The sequence below is a fragment of the Pseudomonas oryzagri genome, from assembly GCF_020831405.1.
GTDB classification, from domain to species: domain Bacteria; phylum Pseudomonadota; class Gammaproteobacteria; order Pseudomonadales; family Pseudomonadaceae; genus Geopseudomonas; species Geopseudomonas oryzagri.
Genome location: NZ_JAJHPU010000019.1, coordinates 22,713 through 39,853 on the forward strand (window position 1 = coordinate 22,713; position 17,141 = coordinate 39,853).

At 68.1% G+C, this 17,141-nt stretch carries 18 protein-coding genes; 1 reads left to right on the forward strand and 17 read right to left on the reverse strand.

The features are described from left to right. Positions 1–135: 135 nt before the first annotated feature. Both LMJ29_RS07960 and LMJ29_RS07965 read right to left on the reverse strand, forming a co-directional pair. The gene (locus LMJ29_RS07960; RefSeq protein ID WP_229604988.1) at positions 136–810 is read right to left on the reverse strand and encodes a DUF3313 domain-containing protein; all 675 of its coding nucleotides are present in this window, start codon (positions 808–810) and stop codon (positions 136–138) included. 47 nt (positions 811–857) lie between these two features. Further along, the gene (locus LMJ29_RS07965; protein ID WP_229604989.1) at positions 858–1,274 is read right to left on the reverse strand and encodes a hypothetical protein; all 417 of its coding nucleotides are present in this window, start codon (positions 1,272–1,274) and stop codon (positions 858–860) included. A gap of 314 nt (positions 1,275–1,588) precedes the next feature. Here LMJ29_RS07965 and LMJ29_RS07970 point away from each other — a divergent pair, with 314 nt between their 5' ends. Beyond that, positions 1,589–1,813 (forward strand): YgdI/YgdR family lipoprotein, encoded by a 225-nt coding sequence (locus LMJ29_RS07970; protein ID WP_229604990.1) that lies wholly within the window; start codon positions 1,589–1,591, stop codon positions 1,811–1,813. A 65-nt stretch (positions 1,814–1,878) separates the two neighbouring features. Here LMJ29_RS07970 and LMJ29_RS07975 read toward each other — a convergent pair whose 3' ends face one another. From LMJ29_RS07975 to LMJ29_RS08045, 15 genes are all read right to left on the reverse strand, one after another. Further along, complete coding sequence (locus tag LMJ29_RS07975; RefSeq protein ID WP_229604991.1) at positions 1,879–2,082, reverse strand: hypothetical protein; 204 nt, start codon at positions 2,080–2,082, stop codon at positions 1,879–1,881. A gap of 145 nt (positions 2,083–2,227) precedes the next feature. Next, positions 2,228–3,550 carry an MFS transporter gene (locus LMJ29_RS07980; protein WP_229604992.1) on the reverse strand — a complete coding sequence of 441 codons (1,323 nt, stop codon included), beginning with the start codon at positions 3,548–3,550 and terminating at the stop codon, positions 2,228–2,230. 203 nt (positions 3,551–3,753) lie between these two features. Beyond that, positions 3,754–4,497: a hypothetical protein gene (locus LMJ29_RS07985; protein WP_229604993.1), complete on the reverse strand. Its 744-nt coding sequence runs from the start codon at positions 4,495–4,497 to the stop codon at positions 3,754–3,756. Positions 4,498–4,602: 105 nt separating this feature from the next. Then, positions 4,603–5,379 carry an SDR family NAD(P)-dependent oxidoreductase gene (locus tag LMJ29_RS07990; protein WP_229604994.1) on the reverse strand — a complete coding sequence of 259 codons (777 nt, stop codon included), beginning with the start codon at positions 5,377–5,379 and terminating at the stop codon, positions 4,603–4,605. After that, entirely contained in the window at positions 5,380–6,624 is a 1,245-nt protein-coding gene (locus tag LMJ29_RS07995; protein WP_229604995.1) for an MFS transporter, read from the reverse strand. A gap of 90 nt (positions 6,625–6,714) precedes the next feature. Beyond that, a complete protein-coding gene (locus LMJ29_RS08000) occupies positions 6,715–7,263 on the reverse strand; it encodes a nuclear transport factor 2 family protein (RefSeq protein ID WP_229604996.1) in 549 nt (182 codons plus the stop codon). Between the two features lie 96 nt (positions 7,264–7,359). Beyond that, the gene (locus LMJ29_RS08005; RefSeq protein ID WP_229604997.1) at positions 7,360–8,316 is read right to left on the reverse strand and encodes an NAD-dependent epimerase/dehydratase family protein; all 957 of its coding nucleotides are present in this window, start codon (positions 8,314–8,316) and stop codon (positions 7,360–7,362) included. Further along, positions 8,313–9,299: a fumarylacetoacetate hydrolase family protein gene (locus LMJ29_RS08010; RefSeq protein ID WP_229604998.1), complete on the reverse strand. Its 987-nt coding sequence runs from the start codon at positions 9,297–9,299 to the stop codon at positions 8,313–8,315. Before LMJ29_RS08010 ends, LMJ29_RS08005 begins: the two co-directional genes overlap by 4 nt. Next, positions 9,296–9,754: a VOC family protein gene (locus LMJ29_RS08015; RefSeq protein WP_229604999.1), complete on the reverse strand. Its 459-nt coding sequence runs from the start codon at positions 9,752–9,754 to the stop codon at positions 9,296–9,298. The genes LMJ29_RS08010 and LMJ29_RS08015 overlap by 4 nt, the downstream gene beginning before the upstream one ends. A 19-nt stretch (positions 9,755–9,773) precedes the next feature. Continuing rightward, positions 9,774–10,529 (reverse strand): SDR family NAD(P)-dependent oxidoreductase, encoded by a 756-nt coding sequence (locus LMJ29_RS08020; RefSeq protein WP_229605000.1) that lies wholly within the window; start codon positions 10,527–10,529, stop codon positions 9,774–9,776. Between the two features lie 3 nt (positions 10,530–10,532). Further along, positions 10,533–11,816: a histidinol dehydrogenase gene (hisD, locus tag LMJ29_RS08025; RefSeq protein WP_229605001.1), complete on the reverse strand. Its 1,284-nt coding sequence runs from the start codon at positions 11,814–11,816 to the stop codon at positions 10,533–10,535. Positions 11,817–11,874: 58 nt separating this feature from the next. After that, positions 11,875–12,423, reverse strand: coding sequence for a carboxymuconolactone decarboxylase family protein (locus LMJ29_RS08030; RefSeq protein WP_229605002.1), 549 nt, complete (start codon positions 12,421–12,423; stop codon positions 11,875–11,877). Positions 12,424–12,483: 60 nt separating this feature from the next. Further along, positions 12,484–14,898, reverse strand: a complete 2,415-nt coding sequence (locus LMJ29_RS08035; protein WP_229605003.1) for an efflux RND transporter permease subunit — start codon at positions 14,896–14,898, stop codon at positions 12,484–12,486. 17 nt (positions 14,899–14,915) lie between these two features. Continuing rightward, positions 14,916–16,034 (reverse strand): WD40/YVTN/BNR-like repeat-containing protein, encoded by a 1,119-nt coding sequence (locus LMJ29_RS08040; RefSeq protein ID WP_229605004.1) that lies wholly within the window; start codon positions 16,032–16,034, stop codon positions 14,916–14,918. 49 nt (positions 16,035–16,083) lie between these two features. Then, the gene (locus tag LMJ29_RS08045) at positions 16,084–16,827 is read right to left on the reverse strand and encodes an SDR family NAD(P)-dependent oxidoreductase (protein WP_229605005.1); all 744 of its coding nucleotides are present in this window, start codon (positions 16,825–16,827) and stop codon (positions 16,084–16,086) included. Positions 16,828–17,141 lie beyond the last annotated feature (314 nt).

Here is a 17,141-nt window from a genome sequence, read left to right on the forward strand (position 1 = left end):
ATTCGGCGTTCCGGCAGCTGACCGCTCTTCGAGCCTTGACACGCCATGCCCGAGTCGTCCCGCTGCGCCGGCCGTAGCCTATCGACGGCATCATGGCGGTATGGCCAGAGCACTGCAGGCCAGACAGCCGGGAGTTCACTGGAACTTCTCGATATCGCGCACGATGCCGTCGATCACACCCTTGAGGGTATTCAGGGTGATCTTCTCCTCCCTGTTCTCCAGCTCCTTGCCGTAGCCCTTGCGCACCACCTGCATTACCGGCCTGCCGGTGCTGGCATCGACCAGTTCGGCCTCGATGAACAGCTCGGTGGTGCGGTCGCGGGTGCCACTGGCGGTGGAGGCGGCAGCGGCGATCAGGGCGAGCGGGATGACTTCGTAGGGTTTGAGCCCTTCGGCCTTGGAATCCACACCGGTGATGGCCGAGCGCAGGATCAGGGTCTGTTCAGGCGGCAGGGAGGACAGCTCGGCCGGCTCATGGAGCTGGAAGCGCTTGCCCAGCGCACCGCGAACCTGCTGGACGGTATAGGCCCGCAGTTGCTGGAGCGCCGTGTCGCCGATCTGTTCGGACGGTTGCGGCGTCGGGTAGAAGTCGATCGACTGCACCACCAGGTGCGGGTAGTTTTCCAACTTGAAGCCCGGCGCCATCCAGCGCAGCACCGGCTGGCCGGTGGCCGACTTGGTCTCCTGCAACTGCGAATAGCTGGAGAGGAACCCGGAGTATTGCTCCGGCTCGGCGACCTTCGACGCGCAGCCGCCGAGCGCCAGAGCGGCCGTCAGCAACCCGGTGACAGCGAGACTCGAACGTTTCATCTTCTTGCTCCTGTTGGCGAATCAATTTCGCCAGGTGATGGAACTGCTCAGCACGTGGACGGCGCCTTGGGCGAGACGCACCCATCCACTCCATTGCTCTGCGCGACGCGCACGTCGCCCATCCAGACGAAGGTATAGCCGAGGTTCGACTCGACGTTTTCATCCCCGGCGCCGGTGGTGCTGGCGGCCGGTCGCCAGGTTTTCGCCAGCGGCGCATCGAAGGTGCATTCATGATCGGAAGCGAGCGAGCTGTCGCAGGCCAGCGACGCCGGCTTGGCGACACTGGTAGATGGCCGCCCGGCAGGCGCTGCAGCGCCGGCAGCGCCGGCAGCGCCGGCAGCGGCCAGGTTGGCGCTATCGGCGGCGTGCTCGCATGGCAGGATGCAACCGGCGCATGCAGTCGCCGGTCCGACGAGGCCCGAAGCGTCAGAGAGTGCGCGAAGAAAGGAGCCCGCAATGCGCATATCGACTTCCCTGGACGAGACAGCAGTGCGACACACAGCCTCGAACGAGCGGGAAACAGGCCGCTTCACAGCCCCTTGCACGGGGTACGAACAGCCATCGCCCATCTCGATGAATTGGCATATCCAGAAAGTTGTTTAGTTCGGACTTGCCGACCTGTCAATTTTCCGGCCGCCAATAGGAAAGGCTCGGCGCCATTCCCGCCAACCTCGATCGACAGCGGATCAACTCACTTGACGCCCCGGGCTTTGCGCCCATTACTGATAGCCAGGATCTGCAGATCTGCCCGGCGTCCTCGTCATCAAGGAGCTTCAAGATGAAAGAACTCAAGATGAAAGAACTGCTGCTCGCCATACTCAGCGCCCTCGCCTTGACCGGCTGCGCCAGCGAATACCTGATCGTCACCAACGACGGCAGCGTGATCGCCACCGAGGAAAAGCCGAAGTTCGACGAGGAAAGCGGGATGATGCAGTTCGAAGATGAGGAAGGACGCGAGCAAAGCATCCCCCGGGATAGCGTCAAGTCGATCATCGAACGGTGACCGCCGGCTGCGACGCGCGAAAAAACAAAAGCCCGCACGCGGCGGGCTTTCGTCGACGGGACGGACTAGAGGTCGTCATCCCAGTTGTCGAGGCCGTCCTGCCACTCCTCCGGCTCCTCGGGGTCCAGCTCTTCCCGGGCCTCGACTGAGCCCGGCTCGGTGTCGAAATCGTCCTCTTCCCCGGCAAACAGGCGGGAAAGGTCGTCGCCGTTATCCAGATACTGATCATGCTCGGGCTCGTAGCCGTCTGCGTCATGCTCGTCCAGCATGCCTACTCCTGCGCATCACGTTGCAATCCGGGGGCGGGACTGTAACCCAGCTATCCGCGGTGACGCCAATCGGCCCCCTGCCCCACGCCGCGCAAGCGGAGCTGAAACGGTAATCCGTACGGTGCGGTAGGGACGACTCGATTCGTCAGCTCGGCCGACTCGATAACGCGCGGTGTTCTTCCGCTGAGTCATCGCCATGGCCGCCGGCGTCCCCTGCCGGGAGCGACGACGCTTCGGCGAAACGGTCTAGCGTGCGCAATTGCTTGAAGCCCCACATCCAGGCACCGACTACCGCCAGGGTACACAGACTGCCGCCGACAGCCGCAGCGACCACCCCGAACCAGGCGGCGAAGCTGCCGGCGCGGAACTCGCCGAGTTCGTTGGACGAGCTGATGAACAGCATGTTCACCGCGTTGACCCGCCCGCGCATGGCGTCGGGCGTCGAGAACTGCACCAGCGTCGAGCGAATGTACACGCTGACCATGTCGGCACCGCCTGCCACCATGAGGGCCGCGAACGACAGCCAGTACAGACTGGAGAGGGAGAACACCAGGTTGGCGACGCCGAACACCCCGACGGCGATGAACATGGTCAGGCCCACCCGCCGATCGAACGGCCGAACGCTGAGATAGAGGCCGACCCCCACCTCACCGATGGCGATGGCGCTGCGCAGGGCACCGAGGCCCTCCGGGCCGACCTGCAGGACATCGCTGGCATAGACCGGCAGCAGGGCGACCACGCCGCCCAGCAGTACGGCGAACAGGTCGAGGGATATGGTGCCGAGGATGACGGGCCGGAAGCGAATGAAGGCGATGCCGGCCACGAAGCGCTTCCACGACGTGGTTTCCAGGCTGGTGGACTTGTCGGCGTAGAGCACCGCTACCTGCGACAGCATCGCCAAGCCGACCAGCAAACAGGCCAGGCACACGCCGTAGGTCGCGCCGGCGCCGCCCCAGGCATACAGGCCGCCGCCCACCAGCGGTCCGACGATGGTGGCGCCGCGCATGATCATGCTGTTGGCGGCAATCGCGGCGGCCAGTTGCTCGCGTGGCACGATCTGCGGCAACAGGCTCTGCAGCGCCGGCCCCGAGAAGGCCCGCGCGCAACCGAACAGCGCCAGCACGGCGTAGATGGCGTGCGCGCTCTGCGAGCCGCTCAGCGCCAGCCAGGCCAGCAGCCCGCTGCACAGCGCCTCCACCGCCCAGCTCAGGGCGAGGATCAGCTTGCGATCGTATCGATCGATCAGATCGCCTGCCGGGATCAGCAGCAACAGCATGGGAACGAACTGGGCGAGGCCGACATACGCCAGCGACAGCGGATCGCGGGTCATCTCGTAGACCTGCCAGGCCACCACGACGGCCTGGATCTGAATCGCACCTACCGCCGCCAAGCGGCCGATCAGGAAAGGCAGGAGCCCGGGCTGGCGGTAGATGCTCTGCCGTGGCGCGGATGCTAACGGGTCGGACAATTTAAAACTCGCAGGTATCGACTGGGAAAAATGGCTCGCAAGCCGGAACAGCTCTCGAGCCAGCCTATACGGTTATCGCTCGGCCTTTCCAGCCGCCGGCCCCGCGCCGCTGTCGGCAGAACGGGTTCCTGGCCGTGCGCGCTCCGTCATGCGCAGGCGCTTTGCGAATTCCGCGCCAGCATCCTTGCCGACCGCTCGCGGGGCTACTGTCCGGACAGCGCCTGGGCCGTGCTGAGGCGTGCCAGGCCATCGCCGACCTGTCCCAGGTAGAACGCAGCGCCTCCGGAAACCCATTTCTGGTCATGCTGCAACAGCCGCGGACGGATGAATTCGTACTTGCCCTTGAGCTTGCCCAGTTCAGCCCCCTGCACGGGTTTGAGCCGCTCGCTCTCGGCGAAGCCCTGGAGGATCTGCTGGTCAAGATCGGCAAAGGTGCTGCTATCCACCGGCATCAGGTACACCGAGAGCGTACCGAACACGCGAGTCTGATAGAGCAGCTGCAGGCGCTGGACGTTCAGATTGAGCCGATGCAGTTCGAGGCGGACGGGATCGGCAGGCTGCACGGCCGCATAGCGGCTGGCGAGCTGCTGATCCAGGCGCGCCTGCTCCTCCAGCAAGGGGTTGATCCAGGTCGGAAAGAGTTGCGCATTGCTGGCCGGCTGGCGCTGCAGCTCGGCGATGCGCTGTTCCATATTGCGCACCGCTGTGCTCAAGGCGCCATCTTGTTCGAGGGCGACCAACTCCTTCAGTTGGCGCAGGTCCTGCTGGTAGCGCTCGAGGTAACGCGGATCGCCGCCATCCTGCTTGGGGCTGTAGTAGACCAGCAGGTTGCTCGCGGCGCTGAAGGCCAGATGGCGGATCTCCTGCACCCGCTCCGCGGAGGGGCTCGCCAGGGCGAACGAGGAAAGCCAAGCCGTCAGCAAAAAGATTTGCAGGCGTAGAAACATAGCGTCGATCCCTTGCTTTTTGTTATTCGAAGTCGTGGCACACCAGACAGCATGTCGGCGGCGCCGTGCGATGACGGGAAGCAGCCCGCCAGCGGGCGAGCGGGCTCATCCGGCGGTCGCCCCGCCGTCGACTTTCAGATCGCTGCCGGTCACCCAGCTCGACTCGTCGGAGGCCAGGTAGATGGCCGCCCAGCCGATGTCCTCCGGCGCGCCGATGCGCTGGCGCAGCATCTGCTTGTCCAGGGCGGCCTTGCGGAAGGCCGGATCGCGCGCCAGATGCTCGCGGGTGGCGCCGGTTTCGATCAGCCCCGGGGAAATGCTGTTGGCGCGGATGCGGTGCGGCCCGCCTTCCAGCGCCAGCTGGCGGGTCATCGCCAGCACGCCGCCCTTGCCCGCGCAGTGCGCCAGGGCCGGCGAGCCCTCCAAGGCCATCCAGGCATTGGCCGAGGCGAAGTTGATGATCGAACCGCCGCGCTGCTTGAGGTGCGGCCAGGCCGCCTGGCAGAGCAGGAAGACCAGATCCAGCTCGCCGGTCAGCGTCCTGCGCCACTGGCTCTGGTAGTCCATCTCCTCGATCCAGGCGAAGGCGCCGAACGCCGCGGCATTGACCAGGATATCCAGGCCGTCGTAACGCGCCACGGCGAACTCCACCAGGCGCTGGGCTTCGCCGGGGACCGTCAGGTCGCAGGGATGCAGGCTGTCCACGGCCAGGCCGTCGGCCCAGGCCATCTCGACGGTGCGCCGAGCAGCGGCGGCATCGATGTCGCAGCCGATCACCCGGGCGCCCTCGCGGGCGAACATCAGGGCGCAGCCCTGGCCGATGCCGCTGCCGATCCCGGTGACGATGGCGACCTTGCCGGCCAGACGATGTCCATGGTGCATTCAGGCATCCTCCAGGTTCGCCGCCACCACGCGCACGGTGCACGGCTTGCGCGGGCGGCGCCACAGGCTGGCGAACAGCGCCGCCAGCGCGATGGGCAGCAGGCACCAGCCCAGCCAGCCGATGGTCAGGGGCAGGCTGCCGCTGACCTTGCTCGCGGCCACCACCAGGATGGGGCTCAAGAACATGCCCAGGCAGTAGCTGCCGTACCACATGCCGGTGCCCATGCCGCGGCGGAACCAGGGCAGTTCGCGCATGTTCCAGATCGCCAAAGTCGGCAGCAGCAGGCCACAGCCCAGACCGTTGACCAGCGCGACGGCGAGCATGGTCTGGCTGTCGCGCGCCCCGGGGATCAGCAGGAAGCTGAGGGCGATCAGGCCGAAGGCGAAGGTCAGGCAATGCGGGGTGCGCAGCCCCAGGCGCGTCAGCAGATGCACGGCCAGGGTGCCCAGCACGATCATCACGCTGCAGGCGGAGGCGATCATCCCGGCGGTCCTCGGCGAGCTTTCGCCGATGCCGCCCAGCAGGTAGGCCATCTGGATCTGCAGGACCATGAAGGCCACGGCGCCGACGAAGGTGATCAGGCAGATGCCCAGCAACAGCCAGGGGCGGAACACCTGCGCGCCCTCGCCGCCCTCCTCCTGGTCGCGCGCCAGCTCGGCAGCACGCGGCTCCCAGAGCAGCGCCTGGCTGAACACCGCCAGCAGCAGCGGCACGGCGTACACCACGTAGGGCACCCGCCAGCCCATCTCGCCCAGCGCGCCGCCGATCATGAAGAACAGGATCGCCGAGGCGGACGCGAAGGTGGTCTGCAGGGCCAGGTACTTCTGCCGCTGGGCGCCGCTGTAATAGTCGCCGATCAGCATGGTGCTGATGGTGACGATCACCGCCTCGACGCAGCCCAGCGCGACGCGGCTGGCGATGAGGGTGTACAGCGACTCGAGGATCAGCGGCAGCGTGCCGAGCACGCCGTAGCCGACGATGGCCCAGACCAGCAGGCGCTTGCGCCCGAAGCGGTCGGCGAGCATCCCCACCAGCGGGCTGAGCAACGCCACCAGCAGACCGGGAATGGTCAGCGCGATGGGCACCAGGAACTCGACGTTGGGCACCGCGGCGAAGTGCGACTGCATCTGCGGCAGGCTGGGCGCGACGACGATCGCCGCCATGGGCGACAGGCAATTGATCAGCAACAACAGGTAGGTGGCGACCGTCGCGTTGGGCGAACGGGCAAGGCTGGGTGAGTTCATCGGACTCTCCGGATTATTGTTATGTCGGGTTGCGTCGCCTCAGGCCGGCGACCTTCGCCACGTGCGTGCGTGGCGAAGGACTGGCGCTGCCTAGTGCGGCATGCCCATGGCACGGGTGACGCCATCGGTGGTCCGGCTGAAGCCGTAGTAGGCGACCTTGATGTCGGTGAACTTGCCCGCCTCGTTCAGCTTGTAGACGACCGCACCGCGGTAATCGAAGCGCTCGCCCTGGCGGATCGGCCCGAAGGGCGTGTCCTGGGCGTCACGGGGCACGTTGAAGATCGCGTGGAGCTGGACGGCGAGTGTCTTGCCGTCGAACAGGAATTCTTCGACGATCACCTTTTCGTCCATCGCGCCCCAGATCTTGCGGTAGTGCTCCTTGACCGCCGGAATCCCCTCGAAGACCAGCCCGCCGTTGCTCATGCGCACCTCGGGGGCATAGTAGGTCTCGAAGGCGGCGGGATCCTTACGGTTGAACATGCCCAGGTAGCGCTCGAAGCTCGCGCGGTCGACGACGCGGCCGGCGTCCGCCGCCTGCACCACCGGGGTAGCGGCCAGGGCCTGGGGCGCCAGGGTCAGCGCCGGTCCCACCATCGAAGCCAGCAGCGCCAGGGCGCAACAGTGTTTGATCAATTTCATTTTTCGCTCTCTTTGTTGTTATTCGACGAACAGAAATATCGGTGCGACGGCCCGGCCAGCCGAGGCTGGCGCAGGCCCGGACAGGTCACCCACCCGCTAGTCGCGCCCGCCCAAGGCATGGCGGATCAACGCTGCAATGCTGCCGTCGTGCCGGAAGCCGAGGGCCTCGGCGGCGCCGGCGTCCAGCGGCGGCAAGCGGCCGAAGGCGGCCTCCAGTCCTTCGTCGGCCTGGTAACGTACCAGCGCCCGACGGTCCTCGCCGAAGCGCTGCACCAGCCCTTCCACCAACTCCGCCATCGACAGGCGCAGCACCGGCAGGGTGTAGTCGCGGCGCTCCCGCACCTGCTCGGCCGACAGGCGCGCGGCATGCAGCAGGTTGTCGGCGCAGCAACCGACCGACATCCACCAGGCCACCGCGTCGGCCGACACCGGACAGGTGAAGGGCTCGCCGGCGGCCAGCTTCCAGAACACGTCGCTCATGAAGGCCGACAGCAGGCCCGAGGGCTGCGGCGGCCGGGCGACGATGCCGGGCAGGCGCAGGGTGCGCCCGTCCAGCCAGCCGCGCCGGCTGTAGTCCTCGAGCAGGATCTCGCCGACCAGCTTGTGCGCGCCGTAGGACAGCCCCGGCTTCATCGGCGAGGCATCGTCGACCAACGCCGGCAGCGGCGAGCCGTACACCGCGATGGTGCTGGTGAACACCACCCGCGGGCAAAGGCCCTGGGCGCGCAGGCGCTCGAACAGCTCGAGGGTGGCGAGCAGGTTGACCTGCAGCCCCAGCGCGTAATTGCGCTCGGCCGCCCCGCCGGGAATGCTCGCCAGGTGGAACACCAGCTGCGGCGGCGCAACCAGTGCCTCGCCCAGCACCGCCGGCTCGGCGATGCTGCCGCACACCACGTGCAGCCGCGGGTCGGCGGGCAGCCCCTCGCCGCTCATGTCGACCACCGTCAGCCGGGTCAGCGGCCCCTGCCCCGGCAGGACCTCTCCGGCGGCCAGCAACCGCCTGACCAGTTCGCGGCCGACGAAGCCGTTGCCGCCCGTCACCAGCACGTTCATGACCGGCCCTCCGCGCTCACCAGGCGATGCTCGATGGCGCCGAACAGCGACTGGCCGTCGCTGCCGTGCATCTCGAAGCGCAGCACCTCGCCGAAGCGCATGAACGGCGTGCTCGACTCGCCGTGGTCGATCATCTCGACCGCCCGGCGCTCGGCCAGGCAGGCGGAGCCGACCTCACGGTAGTCCGGACTGGAGAAGGTGCCCGAAGCCAGCACGGTGCCGGCGCGCAGGCTGCGGTTGTAGGCCAGGTGGCTGATCAGCTCGCCGAAGCTGAAGTCCATCGCGCCGCCGTTGGGGTTGCCGAACCACTCGCCGTTGCGGCTGACGCGCATGTCCAGATGCACCCGGCCGTCGCGCCAGGCCGCGCCGAGTTCGTCCGGAGTCACCGCCACCGGACCAAACACCGTGGCCGGCTTGGCGTTGATCAGGCCGAAGCCCATCGACAGCTCACGGAACAGGTGGGCGCGCATCGACACGTCGTTGAGCAGCAGGAACAGCTTGATGTGCCCCTCGGCGGCCTGCGCGTCCACGCCCATCGGCACGTCGTCGAGCACCACGGCGACCTCGCCTTCGAAGTCGCAGTTGTCGGCCTCGGTCGGGAACGGGTAGTCGTCGCAGGGGCCGCGGAAATCGTCGCCCTGGCGCTGCACCAGGATCGGGATGCCGGCCTGCTTCTTCACGTTGAGGTTGTAGGCCTGCTCCATGATCTTGCCGTGGTTGAGGAACGCCGAGGCATCGACGAACTGGTAGGCGCGCGGCAGCGGCGCGCCGACCCCGGCCGGGTCGAAGGCGAAGGCGCCCGCCGCCTCGCCGGCATTCAGGGCCGCATACTCGGCCTGCAGCGCGGGCTCGACCTCGGCCCAGCGCTCGATGGCGGCCTGCAGGGTCGGCGCACCGCGCGCCGGCACCGCGCGGGCCAGGTCGCGGGAAACCACCAGCAGCCGGCCGTCGCGGCTGCCGTCCTTGAGGGTTGCCAGTTTCATGTGCGGTTCTCCTTCGAAGCGCTGGCGGGTTGATTCCACAACTCGGGGAACTGGATCAGCTCGATCAGGTTGCCGGCGTTGTCGCGGATGAAGGCCATCGGCGTGCCCTGCACCACCTTCTCGAACACGATGTCGGCGCCCTTCTCACGCAGCCCCTGTACCGCGGCCGAGACGTCCTGCACGGCCAGGCACAGGTGCTTGTTGCCGTGGGTGCGCACGTCCAGGTTGGGCTCGCGCCGCTCGGCCGGCAGCGGCGCGGCGCCGGCCACCTGGAACAGCTCGATGCGAAAGTCGCCGCGGCGGATGAACGCCACCTCGGCCGGGATGATCTCGATGAAGGTGCGCATCTCCACGGCGAAGCCGAGCATGCGGCCATACCAGTCGATGGCGGCGTCCATGTCCGGCACGCTGACGCCGACGTGGTGCGGTTTGAATTCGGGGCAGTTCTGGGTCATCGACTTGCTTCCTTACGGATCAGCTGAGCGGGCGGCCGCCATCCACGGGGATGACCGCGCCGGTGGTGAAGGTCAGGTGACTGGCCAGCGCCACCACCGCATCGGCCACTTCATGGGGCTCGGCCAGGCGCTGGAGCGGCGTGCGCCCGGCCTGCTCGTCGCGCCATGAGCGGTCCATCTTCTTGACGAAGTCGGTATCGGCCAGGCCCGGCGATACCGACACCACCCGGATGGCCGGCGCCAGAGCACGAGCCAGCGATTTGGTCATGTTGTCCAGCGCCGCCTTGGAGGCGCAGTAGGCGACGTTGCTGCCCATGGCGCTGACCGCGGCGATCGAGGAGATGTTGACCACCAGGCCGGCGCCGCTTCTTTCCAGCAGCTGTCGCAGCGCACGCAGGGTGGCGAAGGGACCGCGCACGTTGGTGGCGAGAATCTGCTCGAAAAGTCCGTCGTCCAGGCCGTCGAGATCCTCGTGGGGCACGAAACGGGTGGTGCCGGCGCAGTTGACCAGGATGTCGCAGCGACCGTAGCGGCCCTCGATCTCCTCGGCCAGCGCGGCCAGCGCCGCGCTGTCGGTGACCGGGGCCGCCAACGCGGCGTGCGGCCTGCCCGCCAGGGGCAGGCCCGCCGCCAGTCTCTCTGCGGGCTCACGGGAACTGTGGTAGCCGACCACGACCGTCACGCCGGCGGCGGCCAACCCCTGGCAGATGGCGGCGCCGATGCCGCCGGCGCCTCCGGTGACCAGGGCTACGCGGTTCTGCAGAGAAACGGCCATGGCTCAGGCCGTCTTCTTCAGGCGGCGCACGCGGATGTCCGCCTGCTCCTTGTGCCCGGCGAAGTGCTCGAGGGCGCACAGCCGCGAGCAGTACTCACCGATCAGCACCGCGGCCTCGTCGGTCAGCACGCGCTGGTAGGTGTGGGTCTTGATGAACTTGCCGACCCACAGCCCGCCGGTGTAGCGCCCCGCGCCCATGGTCGGCAGGGTGTGGTTGGTGCCGATCACCTTGTCGCCGTAGGAGACGTTGGTGCGGTGGCCGAGGAACAGGCCGCCGTAGTTGGTCATGCGTTCGAGGAACCAGTCCGGGTCGCGGGTCATCACCTGCACGTGTTCGGAGCAGATGCGTTCGGACTCCTGGAGCATCTCCTCGTCGCTGTCGCAGAGGATGATCTCGCCGTAGTCGCGCCAGGCGACGCTGGCCACCGCCGCGGTATCCAGGCGTGCCAGCACCTTGTCGATGGCCGCCGGCAGTTCCTCGGCGATCTTGCGGCTGGTGGTGACGCAGAAGGCCGGCGAGGTCGGGCCGTGCTCGGCCTGGCCGAGCAGGTCGACCGCCACCAGTTCGGCGTCGACGCTGTCGTCGCAGATCACCATGGTCTCGGTCGGCCCGGCGAACAGGTCGATGCCGACCCGCCCGTACAGCTGGCGCTTGGCCTCGGCCACAAAGGCGTTGCCCGGACCGACGATCATGTCCACCGGGGCGATGTTCTCGGTGCCCAGGGCCATCGCCGCGACGCCCTGCACCCCGCCCATCACGTAGATCTCGTCGGCGCCGGCCAGCGCCATGGCGGCGATGATCTCGGCCGACGGCTTGCCGTCGAAGGGCGGCGCGCAGGCGATCACGCGCTTGACCCCGGCGACCTTGGCGGTCAGCACGCTCATGTGCGCGGAGGCCAGCAGCGGGTACTTGCCGCCGGGGATGTAGCAGCCCACCGAGTTGACCGGGATGTTCTTGTGGCCAAGCACCACGCCGGGCAGGGTCTCCACCTCGACATCGCGCAGCGACAGCAACTGCACCTGGGCGAAGCGACGGATCTGCGCCTGGGCGAACTTGATGTCCTCGATGGCCTGCGGGCTCAGCGAGTCGATGCAGGCCTGGATCTCCTCCTCGCTCAGGCGCAGCGACGGCGGGTTCCAGCGGTCGAACTTCTCCGAATACTCGCGCACCGCCGCTTCGCCGCGCTGCTCGATGTCGCGGATGATCTGCTCGACGGTGTTGCGGACCTGGCTGTTGAGTTCGGCCTTCACTTCGGCCGGCTTGCCTTTCTTCAGGTACTGGATCATTGCTTGCTCCTCTTGTTATTGATTGCCCCGCGCCGCTGGTGCGGGGCCGCTCGCTTGGTCAAACCGTGCCGGCCGCGCGCTCCACCTCGACGCCGAGAGCGACGACGAAGCGCGCGACCATGTTGTAGGTGGCGACGACCCCGACCAGCTCGACCAGCCGGGTGTCGCCCAGTTCGCCGCGCAACTCGTCCAGCAGTGCGGCGGACACCCGGACCTGGCGGGTCATCTCCAGCGCCAGGCGCAGCACGGCGCGCTCCAGCGGGGTGAACAACTGCTGGTTGCCGACGGCGCTCTTCAGATCGCGCAGGGCGTTGAACTGCGCCGGGGTGCCGCCGGCCTTGAGAAACAGCGGGCCGTGGTGGTGCATTTCGTATTCGGCGCCGCACAGCGCGGCCACCGCGCACAGCGCCAGCTCGCGCAGCTTGGCCGGCAGCTCCAGCTCGTTGCGCACCTTGCCCAGCAGCGCGCCCCAGCCCTGGGTGAACGGCACGCTGTGCAGCAGCATGCGGTCGAGGTTGAGCAGCGTGCCGCCGCGGCGCTCGCGGATCGGCGCCACCAGCTCTTCGGGGCCGGCCGCCTCCAGCGGCTTGTAGGGAATCGCGGGCATGCTCAGGTTCCTGTGTTCGACACGGCCGGGCGGCGCGGGCAATCGATATGTGCGTCCATCTCAGGCCGCCCTCGATTCGAGGTCGCTCGACTCGGCGCGCCGCTCGAGCTGCCGCCCCTGGGGCAGGAGGAAGTGCGCCAGCGCCGGCAGCAGGACCAGGGCGCCGACCATGTTCCACAGGAACATGAAGGCCAGCAGGATGCCCATGTCGGCCTGGAACTTGATCGCCGAGAGGGTCCAGGTGGCGACGCCGACGGCCAGGGTCAGGCCGGTCAGCAGCACCACCTTGCCGGTGAAGGTCAGCGCCGCGTAGTAGGCGTCGGAGAGGCTGTCTCCGGCACGCATGCGCGCCAGGGTCACCGACAGGATGTACAGCGCGTAGTCCACGCCGATGCCCACGCCGAGGGCGATCACCGGCAGGGTGGCGACCTTCACGCCCATGCCCAGGGCCACCATCAGCGCCTCGGCGAGCAGCGAGGTCAGCATCAGCGGCAGGATCGCCACCACCACCGCGCGCCAGGAACGGAAGGTGACGAAGCACAGCAGGGTCACCGCGCCGTAGACCAGGAACAGCATCTGCCGCCAGGCCTGCTTGACCACGATGTTGGTGGCCGCGTCGATGCCGGCGCTGCCGGCGGCCAGCCGGAAGTGGATGGCGTCGGTGTCGTTGGCGGCGGCGAAGGCTTCGACGTGCTCGACCACGCGGGTCAGGGTGTCGGCCTTGTGGTCCTTGAGGTAGACGTAGAGGGTCAGCAGGTCGCAGGCGTCGTTGTACAGGCCGCGCGGCGCCCCGGCGGTGATGAAGTTGAGCATCGACTGGTTCTTGATCAGCTCGAACCACTTCGGATTGCCCTCGTTGAGGCCGGTGAGCACCTGGCGGTTGAGCAGCGCCAGCGAGCTGGTCGACTCCACCCCCGGCAGCTGGCGCAGCTGCCACTCCAGCGCATCGACCCGCTTGAGCACCTCGTAGCTGGCGCAGCCGCCGTTGCCGGGGGTCTCGACCATCACCGCGAACACGTCGCTGCTGGCGCCGAAGCGGCCGTTCATCACCGCCACGTCGCGGTTGTAGCGCGAGTCGGCGCGCAGTTCCGGCGCACCCGGATCGAGGTCGCCGATCTTCAGCTGGTGGCTGCCGAGCAGCCCGGCGCCGGTCAGCAGCAGCGCGCCGAGCAGCGCCACCACGGCGCCCGGACGACGGGTGAAGCGGTCGAGCAAGGCCCACAAGGGATGGCGCACGTCGACCTGCTCGGCCTTCAGGCTGCGCGCAGCGGCGGCGGGGCTGACGCCGCTGTAGGACAGCATGATCGGCAGCAGAATTAAGTTGGTGAAGATCAGCACCGCCACGCCCAGGCTGGCGGCGATCGCCAGTTCCTGGATCACCCGGATGTCGATCACCAGCAGCACCGCGAAGCCCACCGCGTCGGCCAAGAGCGCGGTCAGCCCGGCGAGGAACAGGCGGCGGAAGGTGAAGCGCGCGGCGACGTACTTGTGGGTGCCGCGGCCGATGTCCTGCATGATGCCGTTCATCTTCTGCGCGCCGTGGCTCATGCCGATGGCGAACACCAGGAACGGCACCAGCATCGAGTAGGGATCGAGCTGGTAACCCAGCGCGGCGATCAGCCCCAGCTGCCAGATCACCGCCACCAGCGAGCTGGCCACCACCAGCGCGGTGCTGCGCACGCAGCGGGTGTACCAGAACACCATGGCGGTGACGATGCCGACCGCCAGGGCGAAGAAGGTCAGCACCTCGCGCAGGCCGTCGATCAGATCGCCGACGATCTTGGCGAAGCCGGTGATGTGCAGCTGGATGTCGCCCTGCTGGTAGCGGCCGCGCAGGTCTTCCAGGCGGGCGGACAGCTGCGCGTAGTCGATGGCACTACCGTCCGGCAGCTGGCTGAGCAGCGGCACGTAGAGCACGCTGGCGCTGCCGTCGAGGGCCACCAGCTGGCCGATCTCGCCGGAGCGGTCGATGTTAGCGCGCAGCTGCTGCAGGCTGGCGGCCGAGCCATCGTAGCCGTCCGGGATCACCGGGCCGCCTTCCATGCCTTCCTCGGTCACGCCGATCCAACGGGTGTTTGGCGTCCACAGCGACTTCATGCCGGCGCGGTCCACGCCCGGGATCAGGAACACTTCGTCGTTGAGCTTGCGCAGCGTTTCAACGTACTCGGCGTTGTAGATGTTCCCGGAGCGGCTCACCACGCCGATGCGCACGGCGTTGCCGAGACCGCGCAGGTCGTCCTTGTGGCTGAGGTAGCTGGCGATATAGGGATGCCCGGCCGGGATGGTTTTCTCGAAGCTGGCGTTGAGCTGCAGACCCAGCGCCTGCCAGCCGAGCAGCAGGGTGGTCAGCAGGCACAGCACGACCACCGCCAGGCGGTTGTTGAACAGCAGGCGCTCGACGACGTTGCCGGACTGGCGATCGAAGGCCGACAGGTTGGGGATGACGGAAAAACTATTCGAATCCGGCGTATGCATGGCTTATCTCGACTCTCTCAATGCTGGGCCGGACGGACGGCCGGGCGGACCAGGCCTTGCAGGCTGCTGACCAGCAGCTCGCCCGAGGCCTGCAGGGCCAGGCCGGTGGGCGGCGGCAGCGGCGCCGCGGCGAGCGGCTGCAGGCGCGCGTCCTGGTCGCGGCTTTCCAGCAACTGCCCGGCCTGGTTGGCGAGGATCAGCCGACCGTCGCGGCCCAACAGGCTGGCGACCACCGACACCGGCGCCGGCGACTGCAGCTGGCTCCAGGTCTGGCCACGGTCGCTGGAGCGGAAGGCGTTGCCGCGCAGGCCGGCCACCACCACGCTGGCGGCGTCGGCGGCGACGGTGAAGTAGCTGCCTTGGTAGGGGGTAGCCAGGCGGGTGAAGCTCGCGCCGAGGTCGTCCGAGCGGAACACCCGGCCCTCCTCGCCGGCGATGTAGAGGCTGCTGCCGCCGCCGGCGATGGCGTACAGGTGGCGGGCGCCGGGGTTGTCCAGGCGGGCGGACAGCGACTGCCAGGTCTGGCCGCCGTCGCGGGTAGCGAGGATCAGGTTGTAGGCGCCGACCACGATGCCGTGCTGTTCGTCGGCGAAGTACAGGTCGAGCAGGGGCTTGTCCGGGCCGTCGTCCACCATGCGTTGGGCGCTGGCGACCGCGGCGGACTGCTCCACGTCGTCCCTGGCGCGCAGCCGCGCATCGGCCAGCATCAGCTCGGCGGCCTGGCCGCCGCGCAGCTGCACCTGCCAGCTCTCGCCGCCATCGGCGCTGTGCAGCACGGTGCCGAAGTGGCCCACCGCCCAGCCCTGGCTGGGGGTCGGGAACCGAACGGCGGTGAGGCCGACGCTGACCGGCACCCTGGCCTGGCGCCAGCTCGCCCCGTCGTCGTCGGAAAGCAGGATCAGGCCGCGTTCGCCCACCGCCACCAGACGCTTGCCGGTGTTGTGCACGGCCTGGATCACCGAGTGCTGGAAGGCCGCCACGGCCAGCGCCGGACGCGCATCGGCTTCGGCCAGCGGCGCCGCACGCAGCGGGGGGACACCCAGCGCGCCGGCCAGCAGCGCCAGCGCGACGACGGGGGCACACCACGGACGGCACGCGGCCTGGCGGCCGGGGCCGCCGAACAAGGCAATCTTCATAGCGCTGTCTCTTGTAATTGTTATGACGGGTGAAGCGGGTGGCGCGGGGTCAGAACACCGTGCCGCCATCGGCGTTGAGGACCTGCCCGGTGATGAAGGCGGCGTCCTCGGAGGTGACGAAGGCCAGCAGGCCGCAGAGATCCTCCGGCACGCCGTTGCGCTTGATCAGTTGCTGCTGGCACACCGCCTCGAACAGCGCGGCGGGGAGGTTCTTTTCGGAGGCGGCGGTGCGGGTCAGGCCCGGGGAGATGGCGTTGACGGTGATGCCCTGCGGGCCGAGTTCCGCCGCCAGGGCGCGAACCAGGCCGATGCCGGCCATCTTGGTGGTGATGTAGGCGGTGAAGTTGGGCATCGGATTGCCCACGGTGCTGGAGGCGATCTGCACGATGCGCCCGTAGCCGCGGCTGGCCATGTCTGGCGCGAAGCTCTGCGCCAGCAGCAGGGACGCCTCGACGTTGACCGCCTCGAAGCGGCGGAAGGTTTCCAGGGTCAGCTCGGCGAAGGGCACCAGCGGCATGTAGGCGGCGTTGTTGACCAGGATGTCGCAGCGGCCGAAGTGCTTCAGCACGTTGGCGGCGAACCCGCGCACCGCCTGGGCATCGGCGAGGTCGAAGGCCTCGGCGTACACCTCGCGGCCCAGGGCACGCACGGCGGCGATGGTCTCCTCGGGCATAGCCAGATCGGCCAGCGCCAGATGGCAACCCGCCTCGGCCAGGCGCACGGCGAAGTGCTGGCCCAGGGCGCCGGCAGCGCCGGTGATGACTGCGACACGGTCCTGATGACTGTTGCGCACGGCAAATCTCCTGCTTGTTCTTGTTATACCCGCCGCCTTGGCGGGCGAGGCTGGAGCGGTCGCCGCGGCGATCCGTCCGATGGGGAAGACCTTAGCGCCCGGCCAACCATTCGAGAAATCGTTTGTTGGTATCCGAGGTATCCATGCAACGAATTGGTCGAAAGGCCGGATTGCGGGAACACAAACGCAACCGCCCGCCATTCCCGGGGCGGCGGGAATGGCGGGCGGTTGCGTGGTTAGGAGGGATGTGGGAGACGCGCCTGAAGGCGTGCTGTGGGGGCGAATTCACTCGCCTTTTACCGGACATTTGGGCG

Bases quoted from the DNA above. Each gene is read 5' to 3' on its own strand.
- LMJ29_RS07960 (WP_229604988.1), bottom strand. From the start codon at position 810: ATGAAACGTTCGAGTCTCGCTGTCACCGGGTTGCTGACGGCCGCTCTG.
- LMJ29_RS07965 (WP_229604989.1), bottom strand. From the start codon at position 1,274: ATGCGCATTGCGGGCTCCTTTCTTCGCGCACTCTCTGACGCTTCGGGC.
- LMJ29_RS07970 (WP_229604990.1), top strand. From the start codon at position 1,589: ATGAAAGAACTCAAGATGAAAGAACTGCTGCTCGCCATACTCAGCGCC.
- LMJ29_RS07975 (WP_229604991.1), bottom strand. From the start codon at position 2,082: ATGCTGGACGAGCATGACGCAGACGGCTACGAGCCCGAGCATGATCAG.
- LMJ29_RS07985 (WP_229604993.1), bottom strand. From the start codon at position 4,497: ATGTTTCTACGCCTGCAAATCTTTTTGCTGACGGCTTGGCTTTCCTCG.
- LMJ29_RS07990 (WP_229604994.1), bottom strand. From the start codon at position 5,379: ATGCACCATGGACATCGTCTGGCCGGCAAGGTCGCCATCGTCACCGGG.
- LMJ29_RS07995 (WP_229604995.1), bottom strand. From the start codon at position 6,624: ATGAACTCACCCAGCCTTGCCCGTTCGCCCAACGCGACGGTCGCCACC.
- LMJ29_RS08000 (WP_229604996.1), bottom strand. From the start codon at position 7,263: ATGAAATTGATCAAACACTGTTGCGCCCTGGCGCTGCTGGCTTCGATG.
- LMJ29_RS08005 (WP_229604997.1), bottom strand. From the start codon at position 8,316: ATGAACGTGCTGGTGACGGGCGGCAACGGCTTCGTCGGCCGCGAACTG.
- LMJ29_RS08010 (WP_229604998.1), bottom strand. From the start codon at position 9,299: ATGAAACTGGCAACCCTCAAGGACGGCAGCCGCGACGGCCGGCTGCTG.
- LMJ29_RS08015 (WP_229604999.1), bottom strand. From the start codon at position 9,754: ATGACCCAGAACTGCCCCGAATTCAAACCGCACCACGTCGGCGTCAGC.
- LMJ29_RS08020 (WP_229605000.1), bottom strand. From the start codon at position 10,529: ATGGCCGTTTCTCTGCAGAACCGCGTAGCCCTGGTCACCGGAGGCGCC.
- hisD (WP_229605001.1), bottom strand. From the start codon at position 11,816: ATGATCCAGTACCTGAAGAAAGGCAAGCCGGCCGAAGTGAAGGCCGAA.
- LMJ29_RS08030 (WP_229605002.1), bottom strand. From the start codon at position 12,423: ATGCCCGCGATTCCCTACAAGCCGCTGGAGGCGGCCGGCCCCGAAGAG.
- LMJ29_RS08035 (WP_229605003.1), bottom strand. From the start codon at position 14,898: ATGCATACGCCGGATTCGAATAGTTTTTCCGTCATCCCCAACCTGTCG.
- LMJ29_RS08040 (WP_229605004.1), bottom strand. From the start codon at position 16,034: ATGAAGATTGCCTTGTTCGGCGGCCCCGGCCGCCAGGCCGCGTGCCGT.